This is a genomic window from Pelotomaculum propionicicum (assembly GCF_048984525.1).
GTDB lineage: Bacteria > Bacillota > Desulfotomaculia > Desulfotomaculales > Pelotomaculaceae > Syntrophopropionicum > Syntrophopropionicum propionicicum_A.
Genome location: NZ_JBMGJC010000001.1, coordinates 368,925 through 393,672 on the forward strand (window position 1 = coordinate 368,925; position 24,748 = coordinate 393,672).

The window sequence follows — 24,748 nt, forward strand, 5'->3', positions numbered from 1 at the left end:
ATCGGTACAAAGCCGTTGTTTATATTATCAGATGATCCCGGCCAATGACAATAAAGCAATAATCACTGGGGTGATAATAATTTTAAAAATAAATCCTATCGCCCCTGAAACCACCAGCAGGATCAATACGATCATTCCATATGATTCAAGGTGGTACAACCACTCCTGCCGGCCGGGCAGGAGGCCCGCCAGGATTTTCGACCCGTCCAGGGGGGGTATCGGGATCAGGTTAAAAATCGCCAGCACCACGTTAATCTGGATGATGTATGCCATGATCAAGGTGAAATAAGGAAGCTGCAGTCCTGCCAGCGCCCGGTAGACCACAACCGCCGCTACAGCCATCAATAAATTCATCGCCGGCCCGGCCAGGGATACCAGGAGCATGCCCCTGCGCATATCCCCTTTGAACCTCAGGGGGTTTACCGGGACCGGCTTGGCCCAGCCGAACCCGGCCAGGAAAAGCAGGATCAGCCCGACGGGATCGACGTGCGCCGCCGGGTTAATAGTCAGGCGGCCGTGCAGGCGGGCTGTATCGTCTCCCAGCCAGTGGGCCACCAGGCCGTGGGCGTACTCGTGAAAAGTCAGCCCGAGGACGATTGCCGGCAGCATTAAAGCTATGTCGTGCAGGCTTGGCAGATCAAACACTCTTTATCGCTCCTTCATAGCCGGAAAGATATTCTTTCACGTAGCTGAGTTCCTCCTCCCTGGTCCGCACCACACCGTCCAGGCGGGCCTGCCATACCGCGTCCAGGGCTTTTTTGAAAGCGGGTCCCGGCTGAAAACCGAGGCTGCGCAGGTCTTTTCCGTTAATGGAGGGCTTGTCGTAGCAGATGGCGGAAAGCACCTGGCGGAACCTCCGCCGCGCCGCGTTGTCTGAGAAATAAGCCAGGATCAGCGGGTAGCATTCCCTGGGCACGGCCATCACGCGCCTGGCCAGTTCGCTGGTAGAAAGTCCACCCGGATCTCCCAGGCCTGCCACGGCTTTTTCCCATTCATTCAGCGCCGCGGCCACCTTTTCAACCTGACGCTTGTTAAGATTATACCGCGTGCAGATCACACCGGCCGTTTCCCAGTCCGTCCGGTGCAGCACCGCAATGAAATAAACCATCCATGGCTCGTCCGGTTCAGCCAGGTCCCAGGACCTGAGCACTTTGACCGAGCGATGCAGGTCATCCAGCACATCTTTAATTTCTTTATATTTCACACCCTTGAAAATGCTGTCCCAAAGCTGCAGTTCCACCAGGCGCGCAAGCACTGAACTCGGGCGCGGTTCCAGGAGGATATATTTTAATTCTTCCCATACCCTCTCCTTGGAAACCCTGGCGAGCATATTGTTATGCACAGCTTCCTTGACCAACTTCAGGGTCTGCGGCTCAAGAGTAATATTATATCTCTTTTCAAACCTTATTCCTCTCAATATCCGGGTCGGGTCTTCCACGAAGCTCAGGTTGTGCAGGACCCGCAGCAGGCCCTGTTCCAGGTCCTCCCGGCCGCCGAAAAAGTCAACGATATATCCGAAATCATCCTTGTTCAGCGACACTGCCATGGCGTTGATAGTAAAATCCCGCCTGTACAGGTCCTGGTGCAGCGATGAAGCTTCTATTTGGGGCATGGCCGCGGGGTACTGGTAAAACTCCACCCTCGCCGTGGCCACATCCACCTGCCGGCCGTTCTGAAAATATACAGTGGCGGTGAAAAACTTCGGGTGGACCCTGACCCTTCCGCCAAAATCCCTGCCCAGGTGCCTGGCCAGTTCAATACCGTCGCCTTCCACCACCAGGTCTATGTCGATGCAGTCCATACCCAGCAAGAGATCGCGCACTATGCCGCCGGCCGCATATATTTTATAACCCATGGAGGCAGAGATGTCGCCGGCGCGCTCCATTATCTCCATGTATTCAGATGAAAGCCCCCGGTACATAAGCTCCCTGATATTTGTGTGAGGTTGTTCAGAGGCGGCGCCGCTGTAAACTTTCTTATGCCTCACCTGGACCTCGCCGTGCAGCGTGCGCAGTACGTCCGTGCGGGAAACTATCCCCACCAGTTTACCCTCTTTAAGCACGGGGAGGCGTCCTATGTCATGCTGGATCATCAGTTCCCGCACTATTGAAACAGGGGTCGCGGGGCTGACAGTAATCATGTTGCTGGTCATGAACCCTTTTACCGGGGCATGCCCCAGGCCGTGGTGGGAAGCTTTTTCGACATCGCGGCGGGAGATCACGCCCACAACCTGGTCGCCCCTTACCACCGGCAGCCCGGTGTGGCCATACCGCAGCATCAGCCGCCCGGCCTCCTCGATCACTGTTTCCGGTGTTATAGTCTTCACCGGGCTGGACATGATTTCAGCGGCCGTAGCCGGCGGCCTGACCTTTAAACGGATCGCCTCCAGGAGAAGGTCCGCCACCTGGTCCACTTTTGCCTTTTTTATTATGGCCGAGGCAGCTGCGGGATGGCCGCCGCCGCCCAGGTCCTCAAGCACTTCTTTGACGCTGACCTCGGGAATGCTGCTGCGGGCAACGATATAAACGCGGTCGTCCATTTCCACCACTGTAAAGACAGCGTCCAGGTGGGCAAAATCCACCAGCTTGTGGGTGAGCAGGTCAAGGCCGCCGACAAATTCGTCCACGTTCCCCTTTGCGATCAGGATTTTAATCCCGTTTATATCATAATGTTCGGCTGATACCAGCAGGGCTTTCAAGAGGGTCCGCTGTCCTTCTGTAAGTGGCCTTTCAAGAAATTCGGCCACCACGGCCAGGTTGGCTCCCTGGCCCAGGAGGTAAGCTACCGCGCCGGCGTCTCTTGGCGTGGTGCTCGGGAAAACAAGGGAGCCGGTATCTTCATAAATACCAAGCGAAAATACTGTCGCTTCCATCGGGGTTATAACAATACCCATTTCGATCATCTTCTCAACAAGCAAGGTGGTGGTAGCCCCGACCATTTCAACGACTTCTACTTTTCCCGTGGCGTCCCCCTCACCCCGCGGGTGGTGGTCGTAAATATGTACTTCGACGCCGGGCTTTTCGAGCAAACCAGCCAGCTTGTCAAGGCGGCCTGCAGATTTAGTGTCGACCAGGATAATTCTTGTAACCAAGTCCGGGGCAATATCTCTTACTGTCCGTACATTCAGGGTGTCTTTATGCAGGGCCATGAACTCTTCCACGTTTTTCAAAAGAGGCCCGGGGAAAACCATCACAGCGCCCGGGTAGATCTTTTGGGCGGCCACCATGGAAGCAAGGGCGTCCATATCGGTATTGGTGTGAGTTGTTATAATTTCCACGGCCTGCACCAACCTTACAAAATATGCATTTTATTATATCACACTAGCACATACTAAAAAAGCATCGACCCGGCGTCTGATAATCTCAATATATTATCCTTGCAATATATTCGAGACATTAGACATGGCGTTTTGTCTTAGAGTATGCATATCTCCCCGGATATTTGAAAAAAATAGATCAAATCCAACATGAACTTAGGAGGGTATAAATGGAAAACATCCAGAATGTATCTCAAACGCCTCAAGACATTAACAGCGTCATGTACAACATGGGTAATTTCAAGGGTGAATTTAACCTAAACAAGTCAGGGTTCGACCCCAAGATGCCGGGTCATTCCAGCGTTCACTCAATGATCCTCAGGCAGCAGCCAAGGACTACCAAAGACGTTGGGGCTGGTATCGGGCTGCCAAAAGAAGTGCGCCATGAAATGGCATTGATGCTGGACGATCACCTGCGCGCCTTAAGTGTAGCCCTGCACCAATATAACAAGCACCACTGGCTGACAGAGGGCGCGGAATCTTTTATCAGCCTCCACCACCTGCTCGACGAGCACATTGACAAAACCGAGAAGAATATTGATATGGTTGGGGAAAGGGTTGCCCGCCTTGGAATGGTACCCACTGCTCATCCCGTGACTCAACACGAGCTCTCGTATATCAAGCACGAAGTCGAAGGGCGCTACACCATGCGGGACTTTATCCGGAATGACCTTGAACATGAGTTAAAAATTCAGGAAATGATACGGAGACAAATTATTCGCGCCCATGAACTCCATGATTTTGGCACTGTCCAGGTCCTGGAAGAGGTGCTTGTTGACCGGGAAGACCTGGGCTACCATCTCTATAGTGTACTGGAGGACGATACCCTGGTACGGGGGATGAACCATCTGCTGGACAGGCAGGATGACAGGGCCGGTGACCGGCCAATGCCTCCAGGCAGCAAACTTCAGTAATCGAAGTAAACACATACAACATTAAAGACAGCCATAAATGCGGGCTGTCTTTGCTTCTGCAGGCTTATAAAAATATCTTTTATCTTCAGATTTCAACCGCCCGTTGTGGTATAAACCCTGGCCAGCCTCTGCGGTATAAGGTCGTTTTTAATCAAGTCCTCGTAACTTTCGCGGCGGGTGATCAGTTCCGCCCGCCCGCCGCCAACCAGCACCATCGCCGGGCGGGGCAGGCGGTTGTAATTCATAGACATGGAATAATTGTAAGCGCCGGTGCAGGAAACTGCCAATATGTCGCCGGCAGCCGCCGCGGGCAGGATGATATCCCGGATCAGTATATCACCCGACTCACAATATTTACCCGCGACTGACACCACTTCCGCGGGCGCCATACCTGCTTTGTTGGCCAGACAGGCCTCATAGCTTGACTGGTACAGGGCGGGCCGCGGGTTATCGCCCATTCCTCCGTCGACTGATATATACTTGCGGACTCCCGGTATTTCCTTTACCGCTCCCACTGTATAAAGGGTGCTGCCGGCCGGCCCGCTTATGGAACGTCCTGGTTCCACAATGATTTTTGGCGCGGGCATTTCGTATTCTGATGCTTTCTTCAACACAAATCTGCTTACCGTATCCGCGAATTCCGACACCAGGGGCGCCTGGTCCCCCTCCGTGTAATAAACTCCCAGCCCGCCGCCGAGGTCCAGTTCTTTGATGGCATAACCTGTAACATCGTATATTTGTTTGGCAAATGACATCATCAACCGCGCGGTATGGGAGTAAGCGCCCAAATCAAAAATCTGCGAGCCTATATGGCAGTGGATTCCCTTTAAAACCACATTTCCCATCTCAAGAGCCCGCTTGACAACAGCCAGGGCCTGGCCGTTATCAATCACAAGCCCGAATTTGCAATCTATCTGCCCGGTCTTAACATACTCGTGGGTATGCGCCTCCACTCCCGGGGTCAGCCTGAGGATAATCCCGGCCTTGCTGCCTGCGGTCCCGGCGATCTCATTCAACAGCTCCAACTCAAACAAGCTGTCCACTATAATACGCTTTACTCCCGCGCCCAAAGCCATCTCCAGCTCCGCGGGCGACTTGTTGTTCCCGTGGAAATAGACCCTCCCGGCTGGAAAACCGGCCTTTAAAGCGGTATATAGTTCACCGCCTGAAACAACGTCGAGCCCAAGGCCCTCTTCATCCACCATGCGGCAGACAGCGAGATTTAAAAGGGTTTTGCCAGCGTAAATCACTTCCGCGCCGTATTTATCTTTAAAGGCACGGCAGTAGTCGCGGCAATTCTGCCTGAAATGAGCTTCGTCCACCACATATAAGGGTGTCCCGAACTCACCGGCCAAATCGACCGTGTCGCAGCCGCCTATCTCCAGATGCCCTTTTTGGTTTACAGCCATGGTACCGTTCAACTTCATGGTGCTCCTCCCGCTGCTAAAATTTTCCGCTGTTGTTTAACTCATATAAAGTATGCGTGGAAACAACAAAGCGCCCATCAATATTGTCAGGAAATAAAAAGAGGCGCCTGTTTAAAGGCGCCCCGTCTTGTCATTTTGCAGCCATTTATATCTGCGGCAGATTTGCCAGGGCTTTTTTCAGGCTTTCCTCAGGCAGGGGGTAATCCACCAGCTTTTTATCAAGGTAGGTCTCGTATGAAGGCAGGTCCAACAGGCCGTGCCCGCTCAGGTTAAACAGGATGGTCCTCGCCTCGCCGGCTTCCCTGGCCGCTAAAGCCTCTTCCACCGCGCCATGGATGGCGTGGGACGATTCCGGGGCCGGTATGGTCCCTTCCGTCTTGGCAAAAAGGATGGCAGACTGGAATACCGCGGTTTGGCCGTATGCCCGCGCTTCGGCAATTCCGTCATGGACGATCTGGCTTACCAGCGGAGAATCGCCATGATAGCGCAGCCCGCCGGCGTGAATACCCGGGGGCATGAAATCCTTGCCCAGCGTATACATCCACAGGAGCGGCGTAAATCCGGCCACGTCGCCGAAGTCATAGCCAAAGTGGCCCCTGGTAAGTGTGGGGCAGGCGCTTGGCTCTACAGCCAGCAGCCTTACTTTGGAGCCTTTTTTAATTTTATCGTAGGCGAAGGGGAAGGCGGCCCCGCCAAAATTGCTGCCGCCGCCGCAGCAGGCTATAACCACGTCCGGGTACAAATCAACCATCTCAAGCTGCTTTTTAGCTTCCAGGCCGATAACCGTCTGGTGCAGGATAACATGGTTCAGCACGCTTCCCAGCGCATAGTTGGTGTCGTCGCGGCCCGCGGCGTCCTCCACCGCCTCGCTGATGGCCATACCAAGGCTGCCCAGGGATTCCGGATCTTCTTTAAGGATCTGCCGGCCGGTACTGGTTTGTTCACTTGGGCTGGCAAACACTTCCGCGCCAAAAGTCTCCATCATAGTGCGGCGGTAGGGTTTCTGGTGGTAACTCACTTTAACCATGTAAACGGTGCATTCCAAACCGAAGAAGTTGCAGGCCTGGGACAGGGCTACGCCCCACTGTCCGGCCCCCGTCTCGGTGGCGATTCTTTTTATCCCTTCAACTTTATTATAATAAACCTGCGGAACAGATGTGTTCAGTTTGTGGCTGCCGGCTGGGCTGACACCCTCATACTTGTAGTATATTTTCGCCGGGGTGTCAAGCGCTTTCTCCAGGCGGCGGGCCCTGTAAAGGGGCGATGGCCGCCAGATCTTGTAGATCTCCATAACTTCATCGGGTATCTCTATCCACCGTTCCGTAGTGACTTCCTGCTGGATCAGGCCCATCGGGAAAATCGGGGACAGGTCATCGGGTCCCACCGGCTTCTTTGTGCCGGGGTGCAGCGGCGGCTGGGGCAGGTTCGGCATGTCGGCCTGGATGTTGTACCAAGCCCTCGGCATGTCTCTTTCTTCCAGAAAAATTTTCACTTTACTCATCTCTTCTTTCTCCTCTCCACTCTGGTTTTTGGAAACAGCTAAAAACATTTTAACTTAAAGGCCATTATTTAGGCAATATGTAAAATACATATAATTTGTCAGCTAATTTTTTCTTCTCTGACCGCGTTTGACCACTTGCCGCAGCGGTCTCCCCAGCGGGCGATTATTTTCCCCTCTTCTTTAATCTGCACCACTTCACAAAGGTTGGAACACCCGGGGCATTCAAAGCTGCCGGTCTTATACTCCATATTTGACACCCTGAAACCTTTAAAGAGGCTGTACCCTTTTTTTTCCGCCGCCTCCCGCGCCAGGAGGGCCGCCCCCACCGCTCCCATGACATTATAGTATGGCGGCACTTTTACAGGCATTTCAAGGGCCTTTTCAAACGCCCTGATCATGCCCACATTGGCTGCCACCCCGCCCTGAAAGACCACCGGAGGCAAAATTTCTTTGCCCTTACCGACGTTGTTGAGGTAGTTGCGCACCAGGGCCTCGCACAGGCCTGCCAGTATATCCGGCAGCCCGCACCCCATCTGCTGCTTGTGGATCATGTCTGATTCCGCAAAAACGGCGCACCGGCCGGCGATCCTGACTGATGATCCGGACTGCAGGGCGATCTCTCCGAACTTGTCTATGGGAATATTCAGGCGGGCGGCCTGCTGGTCCAGAAAAGACCCGGTACCTGCCGCGCACACTGTATTCATGGCAAAATCCGCGACCACACCGTTGCGCAGGATAATAATCTTGGAGTCCTGCCCCCCTATCTCCAAAATTGTCTGCACTCCCGGGACTACCTGGGAAGTGGCGACAGCGTGAGCAGTTATCTCATTTTTAACCGCGTCCGCTCCCACGATAATACCGGTCAGGTTTCTGCCGCTGCCGGTGGCGCCGACTCCTCTTACCCTGGCAGCGGCGGGCAGCCTGTCGCGCAGTTCCTTCAGGCCTTTCTGCACCATGGCGATGGGCTGGCCTTGCGTCCTCAGGTAAATTGATTCGGAGACAGCCCCGCCGTCATCTATGAAAACAATGTTGGTGCTGACTGAACCGACATCTATACCGATATAACCTTTCAATTGCAGGTTACCTCCTTCGCTTCTTTTTTCCTGGCCAGCAGGTCGACAAAAGCTTCGAGACGGGTCAGGGTCCCGGCCTCGCCGGTATGCTCGTCCATGATCATTGTCATAACCGGCATCCCATAGTCAGCTCTCATTTCAGGCAATATACTTTCCGCCACTATTTCAGGCATGCAGGTGAAAGGGAAAACCTGAATGATGCCGTCATAACCCGCCCGGGCAAAGTTCACAGCGTTTCCCACGCTTTCCTGACCGTGGCCGCCGACAAAATGCCGCAGGTAGGGGTGAGCCGCCTCACATGCTTCTTTTCTGGACCTGTGCCCCTTGAGCAGGCCCATGAATATATGATTATTTACCCATTCGCTCAGGTATATTGAACGGTCGACCTCAGCCCCCAAACGCCCCAGGGTCCTCTCCAGGTACTGGTTGGAAAAAGGGTCCAGCAGGGTGTAGATTTCCCCGACCAGCCCCACTTTCACAACCTGCCTTTTACTGTCCACGTCAACGCCGGACATTATTTCGCCCGCGTTTCTTACGGCCTCTACAAAAGCTGCCTGAGAATCAGCTCTGTCCAATTTCTCCAATGACTTCATATAGGCCCTGTCCGTTGAACCCGGCGTTGCTTCCCTCGGCCTGGAGCGAAAGGACGCCATTTCCACCTCATCCACAGCCCTTGCCTTACGGTACCCGAAGCGTATGGCCTGAAATATCTGCCACCAGGAGCTGTTACCCGACAATTCCTTTATTTTGGCCAGCAGCTCGGACAAATGCTTTTGAGGCGGCTCTAACACAATAAGCTTCATGTCATGGCCCAGATCTTTAAGTATGGCATGCTCTATTTGGGCATAGTACCCGAAACGGCAGGGCCCGCACCCGCCGGCCATAATAATTGTGTCCGCCCCTTTTTCGTGAGCCTCGATAAAGTTGCCCAAATTTAATTTCAGCGGCAGGCAGGCGAATTCAGGCCCGTATTTGGCCCCGATGGTAAGTGTCCTCTTACTGGAAGGCGGCGGCACTACCACATCGACGCCCAGGTATTGAAGCATCGCCTTGATCGGAATATATAAGTTCCCCATATGGGGAAATGTAACGCGCATAGCTCCCTCCTTATCCCGGGTTAATTTTCCCTCAATAAGTAATGGACCAACAGAAGTATGTCCTCGTCACTTTTACAGAGTGAGATTTACCCTCCTCAGTCTGTGGATAAATTAAACAAGTGAAAGTCCATGGTGTTTGAAACCGGCTGCTCCCTTGCAGAGTATGAGCTTGTCCGGGATGGTTTTGTTGACCGCGGGCGATCCTCCAGGGAACAGTCCGCCGAGCGTGTCTTGGGAACGGCCCGCCGAGCGTGTCTTGGGAACGGTCCGCCGAGCGTGTCTTGGGGACGGTTTTGTTGACACGATTTCTAATATTAAGTCTTGAGATAAAAGCGTGTCAACAGAACTGTCCTCATGACACGTTCGAGAGAATAAGCCTCTTAGAAATACCATCGGGGACATTCCTCAGCATGCAGGAATGCTTATGAGGGAGGTATGTCCCCATTCCGCCGTCTGGTAACATGTAAAGATATAAAGTTGCAGAAGCGGGGTTGTGTCCCCATTCTTATGTCTTAGTATCCACAGGCTGCTTTTCTCCAGCGCACCATATCCAAAAAGGCCTCCAACCTGGTCAAAATCCCGGCCTCCCCGGTGTGTTCGTCCAGGGTCAGGCTTAAAAACGGCATGCCGGCGCGGCGGGCATACCTCTCTATTATCTCGCCGGTCATGGAATCAGGTCCGCAGCCGAAAGCGGCGACGTGGACCATACCTGAAACATCCGGCTGTTCGAGATAATGAAAAGCCGCCCCGATCATCCGGCTGCCCAGGGTCCAGAAAAGTTTTTTGGGCAGGCGCGCCGCGTTGCTTTTGATAATCTTTTCGGAAACGTGTTCCGCTGTCGCCACCACAGCGCCCATGGAGCGGAGGCGGCTGATTATGTCCATGCTTATATAAGGGTCGTAAATATTATAAGGGTGCCCGATCAGGACGATCAGCAGTTCATCCCCTTCAGGCAGCGCTTTGTCTTCCACCCTGCCTTCAATAATGGCCAGCGCTTCAGATGGCATCAACCCCATCTGCATCAACTTGAAATATTTCTTTTGGACCTTAAGTGCTTTCAGGCAGGCCTGCCATATTTCAAGCCGGTTTTTGGTGAAAATGTTTCCTATGTTTGTCACAGCGCTGAAAAAGTCCTTATTGTTTTTATAAAGGTTTATATCGACTTCTATTAAAGGGGGAAGGTTTTTCAGGCAGCGGATCATGTCAGGCAGGCCCAAAAACTTCGGGCATATATATTCCCGCTTATGGACGCTGACGATCCTCGGAAGAAAAATCATATCCGCCTTTCCAGACAGGTCCAGCACATGGCCGTAGAACATTTTAACCGGCAGGCATACTTCGTCCACCGCGTTTTTCAAACCTTCCGCCAGGATCCCTTTGGCCGAGTGGGATGAAAGCACAACTTCAGCGCCCAGTTCCTCAAAAAAAACCCGCCATAACGGATAATAGTAATAATAAAGAAGCGACCTGGGGATGCCAATTTTCAGCGACATGAAAACTCCTCCGGGTAAATTTCTTTTAATTATGGGCAAAAAAAATAAAAGATATACTATTAATTAACCGGGACAAAACGCAAAATCATCCTGCCTGATCGTTTAATGGCTCCTTTCCAGTATGGTTTTAAGCGCCCTGGTGGTAAGCGGCGCTCCTTTTTCCACATCGTCCGCGCCGTCCATTTTGCCGATATCGCCTATGCCGACGATCAGGGGTATGTCCAGGCTGTCTATTATCTCCACCGTATCGCCTTTCAGCAGGTTGTCTGCCGGCCGGCCCAGCTTATCGACCGGATCCTCAATAATTTCACCGTCCCTGGAGACTGATAGGTCAACCTCACAGCCGCATACTTTCGCGGTGTTTGAAGCCACCGCCAGGACCCCGAGGACCTGGATCTCCGGATGCCTGGCGATGTAGGCCATGGCTTCCTCGCCCCGGCCCTGGCCGTTGTAACCCCGGTCATCAAGCATTACTACAACCGGATCACTCGGCGCGGTTTTAATCAGGGCCACAAGTTCCTGGCCTGATTGGGTGGTCGGATTGCCGGCGGAGCGTGAAATACAGCGGGCCCCGATATTCCGGGCTGCCGTTTCGACCGCTCCCTTCGCGATCATGTCACCGTCGGTGACGAGGATTACTTTTCTTTTATTTACGGACAAGGTCAAACCTACCCCCTCGCTTTGAAGGTCAGCGCCGCGAGGTAACCGAAAACAACTGCCGCTGTTATGCCTGCCGCGGCCGCAGTTACTCCCCCGGAAAAAGCGCCTAAAATTCCTTTTTGGGCCACTCCGTTTATCGCCCCCTGGGCGAGCAGGTGGCCGAAACCGGTCAGGGGTACCGTAGCTCCCGCTCCGGCCAGGTCAACCAGCGGCTGGTATAATCCCAGGGCGCTGATAACGGCGCCGGCGCTCACAAATGTAACCAGTACATGTGCCGGTGTGAATTTATAGCTTGTCAGGTCCATCAGCAGCTGGCCGACCACGCAAATGGCGCCGCCGACAACAAACGCCAGAAAAAAATCCAACTATTTTTCCCCCTTATAGCTTTTCTATTACAACAGCGTGGCCAATACCGGGAACAGTTTCTCCCTGCTGCACGCTGCAGCTGCTGAGCAGGGCCCCTGTGCCGACGCCAAGGATGCGCTTGTAACGCCCGCTGTCAAGCAGTCCCATCAGGTAACCGCAGGTCACCACCGCTGAGCAGCCGCACCCGCTTCCACCGGCGTGGACATCCTGGGAACCGCTGTATATTAAAATGCCACAGTCAGTATAGCGATTGGAAATATCATACCCTTTCTGCCTTACCAACTCCTCCGTGAGCTTTTTGCCGAAGGCGGCGAGATCACCGGTGATAATCAGGTCATAATCTTCAGGTTTTCGCCCGGTATCCATAAAGTGCCGGGCGATAGTGTCCGCTGCGGCCGGGGCCATCGCCGCGCCCATATCCTGTGAATCACCCTGCCCCATGTCAATCACCTTTCCTATAGTGGCATGGGTAATCACAGGCCCGGACCCTTCCCTGGCCAGTATTACCGAGCCCGCTCCGGTCACTGTCCACTGGGCGGTCATCGAGCGCTGCACCCCCAGTTCGGTCGGGAAACGGTATTGCCTTTCAGCGGTGCAGTAATGGCTGGAAGTACCCGCCAGTACCCTGTCTGCATAGCCGCCGTCGACCAGCATCGCCCCGACCGCTAAACCCTCGTACATCGTCGAGCAGGCTCCATAAAGGCCCAGGAAAGGTATGCCCATAGTCCTGGCGGTAAAACTCGAGCTAATAATCTGGTTCAACAGGTCCCCGGCCAGCATGAAGTCTATATCGTTTTCCTTGAGGCTGGCTTTTTGCAGCGCTTTTTTCATCGAGTCAAACATCATCCGCTGCTCGGCTTTTTCCCAGGAGTCTTCGCCGTAATAGGTATCGGTGACAACTTTGTCAAAAGTCCCGGCCAGAGGGCCGTCGCCTTCCCTGGACCCCACAACTGAAGCTGTGGAAATAATCACAGGCGGGTTTTGGAACACGACAGTCTGCATCCCGTTTTTTTTAGGAGCCGCCAATTTTTGGCCTCCCTTGCGGAAAATTATAAAACCTTTAGGGCAAACCCGATGGACTTGTCCGAAGACATTATCTAAAGAAATAGTACAGGAGAGCCGCGGCCCAGGCGGTAAATATTCCCCAGACCAGCACTGGTCCCGCGATGGTAAAGAGCCTGGCGCCGACCCCGAACACCAGCCCCTCGGCACGGTATTCAAGGGCCGGGGAAACCATGGAGTTGGCAAAGCCGGTGATGGGCACAATACCGCCGGCGCCCCCAAAACGGCTTATTTCATCGTAAACCCCAAGTCCGGTTAACAGCGCCGCTATAAACACCAGTGTGGCCGATGCTGCTGAACCGGCCTCATTTATATTCAGGCCAAGACCAAGGAAAAACCTGAGTAAAAACTGGCCGACCAGGCAGATAAAGCCCCCGACAATAAAAGCCCAGAAGACGTTGCGCCAGATCCTCGGCCTGGGCCTTAACTGCTTGACCATTTCCGTGTATTCCTGTTTTTGTATTTCTTGAATTAAAGTATTGGCCATACTTTCACCTCTTTTTCATTGTTTCCACGATTATATGGCGTTATACAAAAAAGGACACCTGCCGGTGTCCCTCAGATTTGTTAATCGGTGTGGGCAATTTTAACATTTGCCTTGTACTCGACCAAGCGGCCGTCTTCAACATTAGCTGTAAAATTTACAATTTCCACGGCAACAATATTTTTCATAGATCTTGAAGCCTCTGTAATGGCTGACTGGACGGCTCCCTTCCAGCTGTCACCAGACTCTCCCACCAGTTCTGATACTTTTACGTGCACAGTTTTATCCCCCTTTTTGTTTTTTTGGCAATTTGTAGTATGTGTTATGAATGTTTTTTTATGCGTCAACTTTTACTAGGGATGGAAAAAGTAAAAACCCGCCTTAAAGAAGGTCGGGCGGGAATTCGTGTCAAGGGGACGGTTCTTCTGACACGATCGTGTCAAGAGAACCGTCCCCTTGACACGGTCTTGGCAGGAATCAATTTGCTTGTTTTATGTTCAGCCGCTGCCAATTAAGTCTTTCAGCTTTTTCAAGGCCTGCCTTTCCAGGCGGGAGACCTGGACCTGGGACAACCCTAGTCTCCCGGCGATCTCTGACTGCGTTTTGTCCTCAAAGAACCGCCAGGTTATTATGTTTCTGTCTCTTTCCGGGAGGCTGTTTAAAAGCTCTTTGACAGAAAGGCTTTCCAGCCACGGTATATCTCCTTCCTCTTCGCCCTTCAACTGGTCCAGCAGGTAGATCGGATCTCCGTCCTCCTGGTGCAGCGTCTCATAGATGGAGGTCGGAGACTGGGTAGCCTCCATGGCGGTTGTAACTTCTTCCCTGGACAGGCCCAGTTCAGACGCCACTTCCCCGATTGAAGGCTCCCGGCCCAGGCGCGCGGTCAAAAGGTCCCTTACCTGCTGTATCTTATACGCGGTCTCCTTGACGGAGCGGCTGACTTTAACCGGGTTGTCGTCTCTAAGAAACCTCCTGATTTCCCCCACGATCATCGGGACGGCATAGGTAGAAAACTTGACGTCGTAACCGAGATCAAATTTATCTATAGCTTTCATCAAGCCGATACAGCCGATTTGAAATAAATCTTCCAGCTCATGGCCCCTGTTTTGAAAGCGCCGTACAATATTAAATACGAGCTTCAAGTTGCAGTTGACCAACTTGTCCCGAGCCAGGTTGTCACCAGCTTTAGACCTGATCAGCAAATCGCGTATCTCTTTGTCCTTTAACAGCGGAAAGCGGGGCAGGTTCATATCGACCAACCTGCTGCTCATAAATCCATCTCCTGACTGTAACCCAATAAATACTTTAAAGTCTCCGGCAAATCTCTGCGCCTGGCCGCCTGTGATCTATGTCGCTTCACTGGCCCGGACCATACTGCCCCCGGCGCTCTTGCTCATCATAACCGTGGTGCCGCGGCCCGGTGTCGATTCCACCCGGAAATTTTCCATGAAAGACTGCATAAAGACGAAACCCAGGCCCAGGCGTTCCGCGTCAGTTGAAAATGCAGGCTGGAGCGCCCTGTCTATATCAACAATGCCTATACCGTCGTCTTCCACCCTTATTTCCAGGGTATCCAGGGTCAGCGCTGCATACACCCTGACGAAACGGTCCGGCGCATGCTCATAACCGTGTATAATTGAATTGCCCACGGCCTCAGACACGGCAACCTTTATTTCCTCCAGGTCGGCTAGCGTAAAATCAAGCTGGGAGGCAAAGGCAGCCACCGTCACCCTGGCAAAGGCCACATTGGCCGGTATGCTTAAAAACTCAAGCCTCATCTGGTTTATAAAATGCATTTATGTCAACCTCCCTACCCAATCTTCTCCAGTGCCTCGTTTTCATTTGGAAACTCATTCATAATCCGCAGCAGCCCTGACAGATCGAGGACCTTTCGCACCTGGGGCTGCGGTGAGACAATAAATACCTTGCCGCCCTGTTTGGACACCCGCTTGTAGCGCCCTAAAAGGACGCCCAAACCCGAGCTGTCCACAAAAGACACCCTGGTCAGGTTAAAAACCAGGTTTTTTGCCTTTCCCTTTTCTATGGTTTCATCCAGAGTTCTCCTGAAGCGGTCGGCGACTCCCAGATCAAGTTCCCCGTTAGGCCTTACAAACAGGGTGTCCTTTTTCATTTCAACATCCAGAAGCACAGGCGGGCGTCCCCCTTTTTTCTTTATAATCAACTGCATTATCCCCTTTTGCTAAATCTTACCAAATATATTTTAAAAAGGCAAGCAACATAAAACGGGTCTTTTCACAAGACCCGTTTTTTCAATCGGGGACATTCCTCGGCCCGGAGTAAAACTCCAAACAGAGGTGTGTCCCCGTTCCGATGACATTGTTTGTTTATTAAGATACAAGTTTGTTGACACACATTACATCGGTGACATATCTCTGACCTCAAAGGAATGCCTGTGAGAGAGATGTGTCCTCATTTCTCTGTCATTGTATGTTTTGTTACGATACGAGTCTGCCGACAGATGAGAGATGTGTCCCCGTTCCGCTGTCATAATTATAATAATGAAATCTATGGTGTTGAGACCCGCTGCTCCATTGAGCAGCGAGATCGCATCCAGGAAACGGTATTATTGACCGCGGGAGCATGTCCAGGAACGGTCCGCCGAGCGTGTCTTGGGGACGGTTTTGTTGACACGGTTTCTAAAATTGAGTCTTGAGACAAAAGCGTGTCAACAGAACTGTCCTCATGACACGCTCGAGAGAATAAACCGCTTAGAAACAACTGCCCTCTTGACGCATTCCATTAAGAAATGAGATGTGAGACATGGGACGCGAGTCTGCATGACATTCTTAGAGGATTCCCACGTCTCACTTCTCACGTCCCACGTCTCAGTATACGCTGTCTAAAACCCTTCTCATCTGCTGGCCCAGCGACGCCTTTGGCACGTCAGCCCCGGCCACCAGTTTTACCCTCAATACCTCCTGCCCGTTTTTGCTGACAACGTACGACCCCACTTCCTGTCCTTTTTGCACGGGCGCGTTGATGCTCTCAGGCAGTTCCAATTTTGGTTCAAACCCTTTTTCCTCACCCTTGGATACAATTACGCTGACCTTGTCCAGGGCCTGCACCTCGACCATATCTGACTGGCCTTTGCTGACTTTCAGTTGTCCGACCCCCGCTCCCTGTTCAGCGAAATTGACGGATTTATACCTGGCATACCCATAGTCAAAAATTTTCATAGATTCACTGAAGTGGCTCCTGACTTGTTCAGTTCCAAGGACCACGCAGATAAATCTGAGGCCATTCCTTTCCGCGGACGAGGCCAGGCAGTATTTGGCCGCTTCCGTCCAGCCGGTCTTGCCGGCGTCCGCCCCGTCATACCACCAGAGAAGTTTATTTGTATTCCACAGCTTGAAGGCGCCGCCCCGCAGATCGTATTCCTTCATAGCGGTTATTTTTCTGAAAAGCGGGTTTTTCAGGCCTTCTTTTAATATTTGCGCCAAATCATAGGCGCTGGTGTAATGGTTATCCGCGGTAAGACCGTGACAGTTCACAAAGTTTGTGTTTTCCAGCGCCAAAGATTTTGCCTTGTCATTCATGGCCTCTACGAAGGCCTCTTCACTGCCCATAATATGCTCGGCAACAGCCACGCAGGCGTCATTGGCGGACTGCAGCCCTATGGCCGCAAGCATGTCCCAAAGGCTCATCTCCTCCCCGATTTCAAGATAGATCTGTGAGCCTCCCATTTCCCAGGCGTTTTCACTGGTCACCACGTTATCAGTAAGCTTGAAATCTCCCTTTTCAACCGCGTCCGTCGCCACTAAAAGAGTCATCAGCTTGGTTACGCTGGCCATGGGCAGCCTCTTGTCCATTTCTTTTTCGTAAGCAATTTTGCCTGTCACCGGTTCTAAAAGCACCGCCGCTTCAGCTGTAGTTTCCAGCCCCGCCGGGACAGCTCCTTTTGCCGGAGTTTTTTCCTTTGCCGCCTCCTGAGCGGCCCATGCCGCCTGCCCCACGGTCATGCTGAATACGAGCGCCGCAACCAATAAAATTACCCACCGTCTTTTACTCAAGAAATATACCTCCTCATGTCGTCTGGGTCATTTTCTATTATGTTTACAATAAATAAAGTTATACACGTAACCGGTTTAAACAAAAAAAGGAACCTTGCGGTTCCTCTCTGTTTTTATATATTCCCGGGTACTGTGCCCAGTATAAGGCGCTGCGGCTCCGGCTTGACGTCACCAATCTGATAAGCGCTCTGCACAAGCTCTTTGGCCTGCTCCAGCCGCTCCGTGCCGTTCGCGTGCGCCACTGCCAGGGTTTCTCCTGAATTTATCGTATCCCCGACTTTTTTGTTCAAAACGATACCGACAGACAGATCTATCTTTGATTCTTTATTCTCCCTGCCCGCCCCCAGCAGCATGGCTGAGCGGCCGATCACTTCCGCGTTAATGCCCCTGATATAACCGGATGCGGGCGCGGGAACTGCCGCCGTTAACTTAGCCGCCGGCAGAACACCGTCTTCCCGGGCAACCCGCGGGTCACCGCCCTGGGTTGAAACAAACTCGATAAATTTATTAAGAGCCTGGCCGCTTTTGATTAGTTCATGCAGTTTTGTCCTTCCATCTTTTAAGTTTTCAGCCTTTCCCGCCAGCAACAGCATGGTAGCGCCCAGTTCCAGGCATAAATCCAGCAGGTCCCCGGGCCCCTGGCCTTTCAACGTATCTATGGCCTCTTTTACTTCCAGGGCATTGCCTATGGAGAAACCCAAGGGCTGGTCCATGTCTGTAATCACGGCAACGGTCCGCCTGCCTACCCGGCTGCCGATGTCCACCATGGCCCGCGCCAGTTTTAAAGCGCTCTGCTGATCCCGCATAAACGCTCCGCTTCCCACTTTGACATCAAGTACAATGGCATCGGCGCCCGATGCAATTTTTTTACTCATTACACTGCTGGCTATGAGCGGTATGCTGTCGACAGTGGCAGTGACGTCCCTGAGAGCGTACAGCTTTTTGTCCGCCGGCGCCAGGTGGCCCGTCTGCGCCACGACAGCTGCGCCTATGTTACGTACCTGATCAATAAATTGAGCCGGCTCAAGCGAAACTTTAAAGCCCGGTATGGACTCAAGCTTGTCAACCGTACCGCCTGTGTGACCCAGTCCGCGCCCTGACATCTTAGCCACCGGCACTCCCGCCGACGCCACCAGGGGGACTAATACAAGGGTGGTTTTATCACCCACTCCCCCGGTGCTGTGCTTGTCCACCTTGATGCCCGGGATGGCGGACAGGTCCGCCCGCTCTCCCGAGTCGCAGATCGCCATGGTCAAATCGGCGGTTTCTCTATCGCTCAAGCCTTGAAAATATATCGCCATCAGGAGGGCAGACGCCTGGTAATCCTCTATACTTTCGTTGCTGTAACCATTTACAAAATATTTGATTTCCCCGGTGGTTAACTCCTTGCCCTCTCTCTTTTTCAGGATAATATCATACATGCGCATAACGTAATCTTCCTTATACTTTTTAAATTAACCGTCAATCTTAAAGGCAGAATGCCAAGACCAACCGCTGTTATCCCTTATATACCTGTTTCCAGAAGCTCCTCCCCACGCCAAACTCAAGGCCGAAAATTTCCGCGACTGTAGCGGCTATATCAGCAAAGCTCTCTCTCACGCCAAGGTCTGCCCCGCCCAAAATTTGCTTGCCGCATACCAGCAGCGGGACATATTCCCTGGAATGATCGGTCGAGGGAGTGGTCGGATCACAGCCGTGGTCGGCGGTGATGATTAAGACATCGTCTTCCTTTAGAGCGTTAAAAAGCCGGGGGAGCCAGCGGTCAAGCTCCTCCAGAGCGTCACCGTAGCCGCGGGGGTTGTTGCGGTGGCCGTAAAGCATATCAAAGTCGACCAGGTTAGTAAAGACAAGCCCGTTAATGTCGGATTTCATCAGCTCCAAAGACTTATCCATGCCCTCGTTGTTACCCTTGGTTGAAACGGCGTTTGTTACGCCCTCCCCGGCGAAAATATCTTTTATCTTACCTACCGCGGTAACCTGCACTCCGTTATCAGCCAGGATATTCAAAAGCGTGGCGCCCGGTGGTTTAAGGGAAAAGTCATGTCTGTTAACTGTGCGGCGAAAACTTCCCGGCTTTCCTTCAAACGGCCTCGCTATCACCCGTCCCACGGCATGTTCTCCGGTCAGCATTTCCCTGGCTATCCGGCAAATCCGGTACAGTTCTTCCAGCGGGATAACTTCCTCGTGCGCGGCCACCTGGAAAACGCTGTCCGCGGATGTATATACGATGGGGAAACCGGTTTTCATGTGCTCGGCCCCAAGTTCTTCAATAATGGCGGTCCCGGAGGCAGCCTTGTTGCCCAATACCCCGCGGCCTATTTTTTCCTCGTAAGATTTTATCAAACCGGCGGGGAAACCATTGGGGTAAACCGGGAAAGGCTGTTTCATGATTACGCCGGCCATTTCCCAGTGGCCGGTGGTGGTGTCCTTCCCGGCGGACTTTTCAGCCATGCGCCCGTATGAAGCCGCGGGACTCTCCGCCGGCGGCACCCCTTCTATCGGGATTATGTTGCCGAGGCCGAGCCGGCCCAGGTTGGGCATTTTCAGCCCGCCCACAGCGCGGGATATATTGCCCAGGGTGTTGCTGCCGCTGTCGCCGTAATCTCCGGCGTCCGGCAGTTCACCCACGCCTGCGCTGTCCAACACGAACAAAGCTACCCGCTTGATCATAACTTGCGCTGCCTCCTAAAATCGTGTCAAGGGGACGGTTCCGTGTCTAGGGGACGGTTTTCTTGACACGTTTTTTTTTGCGTGTCAGAGAACCGTCCTCTTGACATGAAGAGAACTGTCCCCTTGACACGGTCTGATGTGCGGCTAAAGCCGCACCTACTACTTCACGTCCCAAAGGAATACCCTGTTTCTCGCGTCACATGTCTCACGTCTTTTTTTTATGTGACTCATAAGGAATGCCTGGGTTCCCACGTCCCACGTCTCACATCTCATTTCACGCCCGGGGGTGGGTACGGTCGTATATTTCCTTCAGTTTATTCCTGGTGAGGTGTGTATAAATCTGGGTTGTGCTGATATCGGCATGGCCCAGCATTTCCTGCACCGACCGTATGTCGGCGCCGTTTTCCAGCAGGTGTGTGGCAAAAGAATGCCTGATTGTGTGAGGTGTGACTTCTTTTGTTATACCCGCCTGCCTGGCGTACTTTTTAATGATTTTCCAAAAACCCTGCCTGGTCAGCCTTCTGCCGTGCTGGTTCACAAAAAATGACTGGTTGTTGTCCCTGATTAGTTTGTGCCTGCCCCTGGCCAGGTATTCCTGCAGGCAGCGGGCGGCCACATCACCAATTGGAACAATCCGCTCCTTGTCGCCTTTACCGAAACAGCGGATAAAGCCGTTGTCGATATGGACCTGTTCCAGGTTTAAGGAGACCAGTTCGGAAACCCTGATCCCGGTCGCATACAGCAACTCCAGCATGGCCTTGTCCCGCAGCCCCGCGGGTTCTCTAGTCTCGGGCTGTCCAAGCAGCAGGTCCACTTCTTCGGCTGTGAGCACCCTGGGCAGTTTTTGGGGCAGTTTGGGTGATTCGAGGTCTGCCGACGGGTCCAGGTCCAGCATCCCCTCTCTTACCAGGAACCTGTAAAATGACCGCAGTGCCGCCAGGTGGCGGGAAACCGTGGCGGAAGAGCGACCGTTCAGCTGAAGCGTGAAAAGGTAGGCCATAACCTCGTCTTTATCGGCTTGTTCAAGACTCACCACTTTCCGCTTACGTAAAAATGCAAGGTAAGCGGAAAGGTCCGCCCGGTAGGATACCAGCGTGTTTTCAGCGAGACCCCGCTCAACAGCCAGGTGATATAAAAATTCATCCAAAAATTTTTCCATAGCTTGCCTCTCAAGCAAAAAAGTAGAGCACTAATTAGTCTCTACTTCCACATGAACCAAAAGATTCCTTTATGTAATATTCAATTAGCATCAAGCATTGACAAAAGGTCTTATAATTTTCCTTCACTATCGACAAGGAGGTAATAATAACTGTTCATCGAATAAAGCAATAAAACATTTATTAACGACCGCCCGCCCCGGGTGGTCATTGTAATTTCAGCCAATTTCGACACAAGATGACACTATTTTTTTGTATTAAGACATGTTTGGCCAGGAGGTGTATACCCTGTGAAACTGGCAAAGTATCAATTTGTTTATATGATATCGTCATTACTTATAACTTTGTTTTGTTTGAGTAATGACCCAAGTAGTATAGTACCTTTCATATTTATCGCAATTTTAGTGTTTATCCTTACACTTATGGCTTTCCAGTTCTTTAATTCCGCGGAAAAGAATATTAGCCGTGAGGAAAACCAAGACGCTAAAAATCATTTACAGGGCTATTATGACTATCCCAGGCGATTAAGAATGGCAATGTGGGGCTCTGCTCTTTTCATACTAGGTATTACTGAAATACTATACAGTTTTATACTTTACGGCTCGATTTTTCATGAGTATGCAGTTGCAATGCTTTTTGCATTTGGCGGTCAATTCTGGATCTACGCGCTTTACGATTACACTAAGGAAAAGCTGGATTGGAAAATGTTAAGAAAAAATGAAGGGGAGGCGCTGAGTTTAAAGCCAGACTTACCGAAACTGATAAGGGCTACCCACTGGCTCCTGATTATTTTTCTTGTTTTTTCCACACTGGGAGCTTTACCGTTTTTATGCCGGCTACTCATCTTCTATAACCATGGCGGTGAGAGATTACTGGCACATCTGGCGGCACACGACATCCGGCTGTGGGAACAGGGTGGCTCTATGGACAACAGGGTCTCCGACCTGGGATATAACTACTTCAATACAGGATACTGCCGGAGCCCGGAGGGCAACTGGGGATGTTTCCAATTAAACTGGAACACGTTAGATGTTAAAAAGTACAGGTTGTCTCTTCAAACCACAAAAGATAATCATGAAGTCCGGTTCCTACAGCCTGACTTTATCGCCGTAAGCAGCAGAAATAAAATTACTGACAGTAACACTTTGATATATTATTTATTTGTTGAAAACGGGGTACTAACCTGGAAAAGTGACAAAGGCGGTGACGTGGCGCCTCTTCATGTGCAGGGGTTTTTGGCAAGCCTGCCCAGTGAAGAAGGTGAAACACCTTACAGCCAGCGCAGGGATTATTACAAGAGCATGGCCGCCAACGACATCGTTTATTTTTTTAATTTCGGCAATAATGCAAAAGGTCATGGCGGACCTTACTATGCCTTTTTTCTAATTGGAATAATGCCTAAAACAGTTGTCCAGTGGCTCTGGCTGCATTTATTCGCCCTGCTGCCGGGAAAGGCGCTGAAGTATGCCCTGCCAATCTGGTTGGCAGCAAATATCCTGTTACTTGTTGTAATCGCTAAAAGCCTTGCCCACAGAATAAAAATCATGAAAAAAGACGCTGACGGACCTGTAAAAGCTTAAAACATATAATTCGCGGCAAGCTTCACCAGTAAGGGCGTAAAGTACACTTCTACCAGTCCGGCCGCTGCGGCAAAGGCCAGGACCACGACGGTCAGGCCGCTGTATCCGACAAAGCTGGGCCAGACAATAACTTTTGAGTTGTTAAACCGCCTGGCCAGGAGCACGGCAAAAGACAAGGACGCCACCCCCGCCATTAGGAGAGCCGGGATAAGCAGTATGCTTTGGGGGAGCACCGCGGCGCAGGCCAGGATAATTCCCTGCGTGCTTTTTTCGCTGGTCAGGAAACTCACTGCATACCCCAGCACAAAGCCCCGGGTAAATATTATCCCCAGTATCACAGGAATGCCTATTACCGTCAGCCCGAGCAGGTAAACAGCCAGGATGACGACAATGTCGCTTAAGAGGACCTCCCGCAAAGCCTTTACAGTATCGACCTCGATCACCCCCGCCTGCATCACAAACTGGTCCAGGTACATCCTCAATTCCTGTGCCTGGTCAGCCTGAAGCCTCTGGACACTAAGCGTTCCCGCTGTGATGCCAAGGGCAAACAAAACCAGGACCGCCAGGTAAGCGGGCCAGCTCTGCCGGAAAGAATCAGCCCACAGAGACAGAAACTTTCTGCCCATCCCTATCCCCCCTTTTAACAGTGCTAATAAGGATTAGACTTTTCGTGATCATATATCTTCGCTCTTTATTTCTATGGCCAGTCCCAAAATTTTATGACGGCCCGGCGGCATTCATATCAGCCGGAATAAAATGGAAAAACCAGCCCGCATAATCCCCCCTTTTAGCTCATATATTAGTCATGCTTACAAAAGAGGGAGGAATTTTCATGAAAGTGTACACCCAGCAAGAGGGGTTCTTTATCTGCGGAAAAATAAAAGAAGTCCGCCTCCTGCTCAGTGAATACAGCAAAAGGTACCGGACTGTCAAAGAAATGATTATAGAATTGTTTAACTAAATATTTTTAATTAAATCGTAATCTTCGCCCGTTCCCGCATAAAAGCGATCTGGCGGTCGATGTCGCCTTGAATCTCAGCGATGCGCTGGGCGGCGTCAGGGCCTTTTAGCAGACGGTTGAAGCGGCCCTGCTTCATTACGTATTCATCCACCGGGTCAGCGTCTTTTATGCCGCTGACGATAAACGAGCTGGGGTTATTAAAACTAATCTTGCCGTTTTCCGCTTCCCATAACAGCCAGGCGCCGCTGCGCACAGCCATACGGCTCATCTGGACGGTATCAGCCATATCGAACTGCCAGCCTAAATAGCAGGGGGCCAGAATTTCGATGTATTTCATGCCGGGGATGTTTTTGGCTTTTACCACCTTGTCGTACAAATCGCCGGGGTAAGCCACGGTGGCGGTAGCCACGTAGGGAATATTGTGCTCCAGCATCAGCAGGGCCATGTTTTTCTTGGGCTGGCGCTTGCCGGCGGGAGTAGTGGTGGTAAAGCTGCCGCGCGGGGTGGCGCCGCTGCGCTGCACGCCGGTGTTGCTGTAAGCCTCGTTGTTATAGCAAAAGTGAATGATATTATCGTTGCGCTCGGCTGCGGCTGAAAGAGCCTGGAAACCGATATCATAGGTGCCGCCATCACCTACCCAATTGAATACAGTGGGCAGTTCGCCTTGCAGGCGGCCCTTTTCCTTCAATATTTCAACCGCCTGGGTAATACCGGAGGCCGAAGAACCGGCAGTCGCAAAGCAAATATTAATGCAGGGCCAGTTGTAGGCCAGCCTGGGGGTCATGCCCATGCTGGCTACCGCGCAGGAGGGGGTCAGCAGCATGATGGCGTTGGGTCCCAAAGCTTTGCCCACGATGCGCAGCGCCATTGGGGAGGGGCAGCCACCGCAGGACCCATTGCCGCTTAAAACCTGCTCAATATCCGGTAATTGTTTAATACTGGTAGTCATATCTCGT

The 24,748-nt window shown here is 52.1% G+C and carries 24 protein-coding genes; 3 read left to right on the forward strand and 21 right to left on the reverse strand.

Features of this window, described 5'->3' with window-relative positions:
* Positions 1 to 27: 27 nt before the first annotated feature.
* Positions 28 to 645: a site-2 protease family protein gene (locus ACOBQJ_RS01875; RefSeq protein ID WP_421070009.1), complete on the reverse strand. Its 618-nt coding sequence runs from the start codon at positions 643 to 645 to the stop codon at positions 28 to 30.
* Positions 638 to 3,277 carry a CBS domain-containing protein gene (locus ACOBQJ_RS01880; RefSeq protein ID WP_421070010.1) on the reverse strand — a complete coding sequence of 880 codons (2,640 nt, stop codon included), beginning with the start codon at positions 3,275 to 3,277 and terminating at the stop codon, positions 638 to 640. The genes ACOBQJ_RS01875 and ACOBQJ_RS01880 overlap by 8 nt, the downstream gene beginning before the upstream one ends.
* A 209-nt stretch (positions 3,278 to 3,486) precedes the next feature.
* On the opposite strand from ACOBQJ_RS01880, the gene ACOBQJ_RS01885 reads away from it, so the two are divergent.
* Complete coding sequence (locus tag ACOBQJ_RS01885) at positions 3,487 to 4,230, forward strand: Dps family protein (RefSeq protein WP_421070011.1); 744 nt, start codon at positions 3,487 to 3,489, stop codon at positions 4,228 to 4,230.
* 92 nt (positions 4,231 to 4,322) lie between these two features.
* On the opposite strand, the gene lysA is transcribed toward ACOBQJ_RS01885, so the two are convergent.
* From lysA to xerD, 17 genes are all read right to left on the reverse strand, one after another.
* The gene (gene lysA, locus ACOBQJ_RS01890; RefSeq protein WP_421070012.1) at positions 4,323 to 5,657 is read right to left on the reverse strand and encodes a diaminopimelate decarboxylase; all 1,335 of its coding nucleotides are present in this window, start codon (positions 5,655 to 5,657) and stop codon (positions 4,323 to 4,325) included.
* 145 nt (positions 5,658 to 5,802) lie between these two features.
* The gene (locus tag ACOBQJ_RS01895; RefSeq protein WP_421070013.1) at positions 5,803 to 7,158 is read right to left on the reverse strand and encodes a TrpB-like pyridoxal phosphate-dependent enzyme; all 1,356 of its coding nucleotides are present in this window, start codon (positions 7,156 to 7,158) and stop codon (positions 5,803 to 5,805) included.
* Between the two features lie 98 nt (positions 7,159 to 7,256).
* On the reverse strand, positions 7,257 to 8,231 hold the full coding sequence (locus tag ACOBQJ_RS01900; RefSeq protein ID WP_421070014.1) for an acyl-CoA dehydratase activase: 975 nt from the start codon (positions 8,229 to 8,231) through the stop codon (positions 7,257 to 7,259).
* Positions 8,228 to 9,328, reverse strand: a complete 1,101-nt coding sequence (locus ACOBQJ_RS01905) for a CoA protein activase (protein WP_421070015.1) — start codon at positions 9,326 to 9,328, stop codon at positions 8,228 to 8,230. The genes ACOBQJ_RS01900 and ACOBQJ_RS01905 overlap by 4 nt, the downstream gene beginning before the upstream one ends.
* Positions 9,329 to 9,840: 512 nt before the next feature.
* A complete protein-coding gene (locus tag ACOBQJ_RS01910; protein ID WP_421070016.1) occupies positions 9,841 to 10,821 on the reverse strand; it encodes an acyl-CoA dehydratase activase-related protein in 981 nt (326 codons plus the stop codon).
* Between the two features lie 102 nt (positions 10,822 to 10,923).
* Positions 10,924 to 11,481, reverse strand: a complete 558-nt coding sequence (locus ACOBQJ_RS01915) for a stage V sporulation protein AE (protein WP_421070017.1) — start codon at positions 11,479 to 11,481, stop codon at positions 10,924 to 10,926.
* 8 nt (positions 11,482 to 11,489) lie between these two features.
* Positions 11,490 to 11,846, reverse strand: a complete 357-nt coding sequence (gene spoVAE, locus ACOBQJ_RS01920) for a stage V sporulation protein AE (protein WP_421070018.1) — start codon at positions 11,844 to 11,846, stop codon at positions 11,490 to 11,492.
* A 13-nt stretch (positions 11,847 to 11,859) separates the two neighbouring features.
* Positions 11,860 to 12,873 (reverse strand): stage V sporulation protein AD, encoded by a 1,014-nt coding sequence (gene spoVAD / locus ACOBQJ_RS01925; RefSeq protein WP_421070019.1) that lies wholly within the window; start codon positions 12,871 to 12,873, stop codon positions 11,860 to 11,862.
* A gap of 67 nt (positions 12,874 to 12,940) precedes the next feature.
* On the reverse strand, positions 12,941 to 13,396 hold the full coding sequence (gene spoVAC / locus ACOBQJ_RS01930) for a stage V sporulation protein AC (RefSeq protein ID WP_421070020.1): 456 nt from the start codon (positions 13,394 to 13,396) through the stop codon (positions 12,941 to 12,943).
* Positions 13,397 to 13,476: 80 nt separating this feature from the next.
* Entirely contained in the window at positions 13,477 to 13,671 is a 195-nt protein-coding gene (locus tag ACOBQJ_RS01935; RefSeq protein WP_421070021.1) for a dodecin family protein, read from the reverse strand.
* A 219-nt stretch (positions 13,672 to 13,890) separates the two neighbouring features.
* Positions 13,891 to 14,664 (reverse strand): RNA polymerase sporulation sigma factor SigF, encoded by a 774-nt coding sequence (gene sigF, locus ACOBQJ_RS01940; RefSeq protein ID WP_421070022.1) that lies wholly within the window; start codon positions 14,662 to 14,664, stop codon positions 13,891 to 13,893.
* 75 nt (positions 14,665 to 14,739) lie between these two features.
* Positions 14,740 to 15,189, reverse strand: coding sequence for an anti-sigma F factor (gene spoIIAB, locus ACOBQJ_RS01945; protein WP_421070023.1), 450 nt, complete (start codon positions 15,187 to 15,189; stop codon positions 14,740 to 14,742).
* A gap of 14 nt (positions 15,190 to 15,203) precedes the next feature.
* Positions 15,204 to 15,575: an anti-sigma F factor antagonist gene (gene spoIIAA / locus ACOBQJ_RS01950; RefSeq protein ID WP_421070024.1), complete on the reverse strand. Its 372-nt coding sequence runs from the start codon at positions 15,573 to 15,575 to the stop codon at positions 15,204 to 15,206.
* 664 nt (positions 15,576 to 16,239) lie between these two features.
* Positions 16,240 to 17,424 carry a D-alanyl-D-alanine carboxypeptidase family protein gene (locus ACOBQJ_RS01955; RefSeq protein ID WP_421070025.1) on the reverse strand — a complete coding sequence of 395 codons (1,185 nt, stop codon included), beginning with the start codon at positions 17,422 to 17,424 and terminating at the stop codon, positions 16,240 to 16,242.
* Between the two features lie 113 nt (positions 17,425 to 17,537).
* On the reverse strand, positions 17,538 to 18,851 hold the full coding sequence (locus ACOBQJ_RS01960; protein WP_421070026.1) for a pyrimidine-nucleoside phosphorylase: 1,314 nt from the start codon (positions 18,849 to 18,851) through the stop codon (positions 17,538 to 17,540).
* Between the two features lie 70 nt (positions 18,852 to 18,921).
* Entirely contained in the window at positions 18,922 to 20,094 is a 1,173-nt protein-coding gene (locus tag ACOBQJ_RS01965; RefSeq protein ID WP_421070027.1) for a phosphopentomutase, read from the reverse strand.
* Positions 20,095 to 20,368: 274 nt separating this feature from the next.
* The gene (gene xerD, locus ACOBQJ_RS01970) at positions 20,369 to 21,253 is read right to left on the reverse strand and encodes a site-specific tyrosine recombinase XerD (protein WP_421070028.1); all 885 of its coding nucleotides are present in this window, start codon (positions 21,251 to 21,253) and stop codon (positions 20,369 to 20,371) included.
* Between the two features lie 402 nt (positions 21,254 to 21,655).
* On the opposite strand from xerD, the gene ACOBQJ_RS01975 reads away from it, so the two are divergent.
* Positions 21,656 to 22,831, forward strand: a complete 1,176-nt coding sequence (locus ACOBQJ_RS01975; protein ID WP_421070029.1) for a hypothetical protein — start codon at positions 21,656 to 21,658, stop codon at positions 22,829 to 22,831.
* Here ACOBQJ_RS01975 and spoIIM read toward each other — a convergent pair.
* Positions 22,828 to 23,457, reverse strand: coding sequence for a stage II sporulation protein M (spoIIM, locus tag ACOBQJ_RS01980; protein ID WP_421070030.1), 630 nt, complete (start codon positions 23,455 to 23,457; stop codon positions 22,828 to 22,830). The two genes, ACOBQJ_RS01975 and spoIIM, sit on opposite strands and share 4 nt — an antisense overlap.
* Before the next feature lie 206 nt (positions 23,458 to 23,663).
* On the opposite strand from spoIIM, the gene mciZ reads away from it, so the two are divergent.
* Positions 23,664 to 23,792 carry a Z-ring formation inhibitor MciZ gene (gene mciZ / locus ACOBQJ_RS01985; protein WP_421070031.1) on the forward strand — a complete coding sequence of 43 codons (129 nt, stop codon included), beginning with the start codon at positions 23,664 to 23,666 and terminating at the stop codon, positions 23,790 to 23,792.
* Positions 23,793 to 23,802: 10 nt separating this feature from the next.
* Here the strand turns inward: mciZ and ACOBQJ_RS01990 are convergent, their stop codons facing one another.
* Positions 23,803 to 24,741: a thiamine pyrophosphate-dependent enzyme gene (locus ACOBQJ_RS01990; protein WP_421070032.1), complete on the reverse strand. Its 939-nt coding sequence runs from the start codon at positions 24,739 to 24,741 to the stop codon at positions 23,803 to 23,805.
* Between the last annotated feature and the right edge of the window lie 7 nt (positions 24,742 to 24,748).

Coding starts and splice junctions, on each gene's coding strand:
- mciZ (WP_421070031.1), top strand. CDS start 23,664: ATGAAAGTGTACACCCAGCAAGAGGGGTTCTTTATCTGCGGAAAAATA.
- ACOBQJ_RS01895 (WP_421070013.1), bottom strand. CDS start 7,158: ATGAGTAAAGTGAAAATTTTTCTGGAAGAAAGAGACATGCCGAGGGCT.
- spoIIM (WP_421070030.1), bottom strand. CDS start 23,457: ATGGGCAGAAAGTTTCTGTCTCTGTGGGCTGATTCTTTCCGGCAGAGC.
- lysA (WP_421070012.1), bottom strand. CDS start 5,657: ATGAAGTTGAACGGTACCATGGCTGTAAACCAAAAAGGGCATCTGGAG.
- ACOBQJ_RS01885 (WP_421070011.1), top strand. CDS start 3,487: ATGGAAAACATCCAGAATGTATCTCAAACGCCTCAAGACATTAACAGC.
- ACOBQJ_RS01910 (WP_421070016.1), bottom strand. CDS start 10,821: ATGTCGCTGAAAATTGGCATCCCCAGGTCGCTTCTTTATTATTACTAT.
- ACOBQJ_RS01990 (WP_421070032.1), bottom strand. CDS start 24,741: ATGACTACCAGTATTAAACAATTACCGGATATTGAGCAGGTTTTAAGC.
- ACOBQJ_RS01905 (WP_421070015.1), bottom strand. CDS start 9,328: ATGCGCGTTACATTTCCCCATATGGGGAACTTATATATTCCGATCAAG.
- xerD (WP_421070028.1), bottom strand. CDS start 21,253: ATGGAAAAATTTTTGGATGAATTTTTATATCACCTGGCTGTTGAGCGG.
- spoIIAB (WP_421070023.1), bottom strand. CDS start 15,189: ATGCATTTTATAAACCAGATGAGGCTTGAGTTTTTAAGCATACCGGCC.
- spoVAC (WP_421070020.1), bottom strand. CDS start 13,396: ATGGCCAATACTTTAATTCAAGAAATACAAAAACAGGAATACACGGAA.
- sigF (WP_421070022.1), bottom strand. CDS start 14,664: ATGAGCAGCAGGTTGGTCGATATGAACCTGCCCCGCTTTCCGCTGTTA.
- ACOBQJ_RS01960 (WP_421070026.1), bottom strand. CDS start 18,851: ATGCGCATGTATGATATTATCCTGAAAAAGAGAGAGGGCAAGGAGTTA.
- ACOBQJ_RS01965 (WP_421070027.1), bottom strand. CDS start 20,094: ATGATCAAGCGGGTAGCTTTGTTCGTGTTGGACAGCGCAGGCGTGGGT.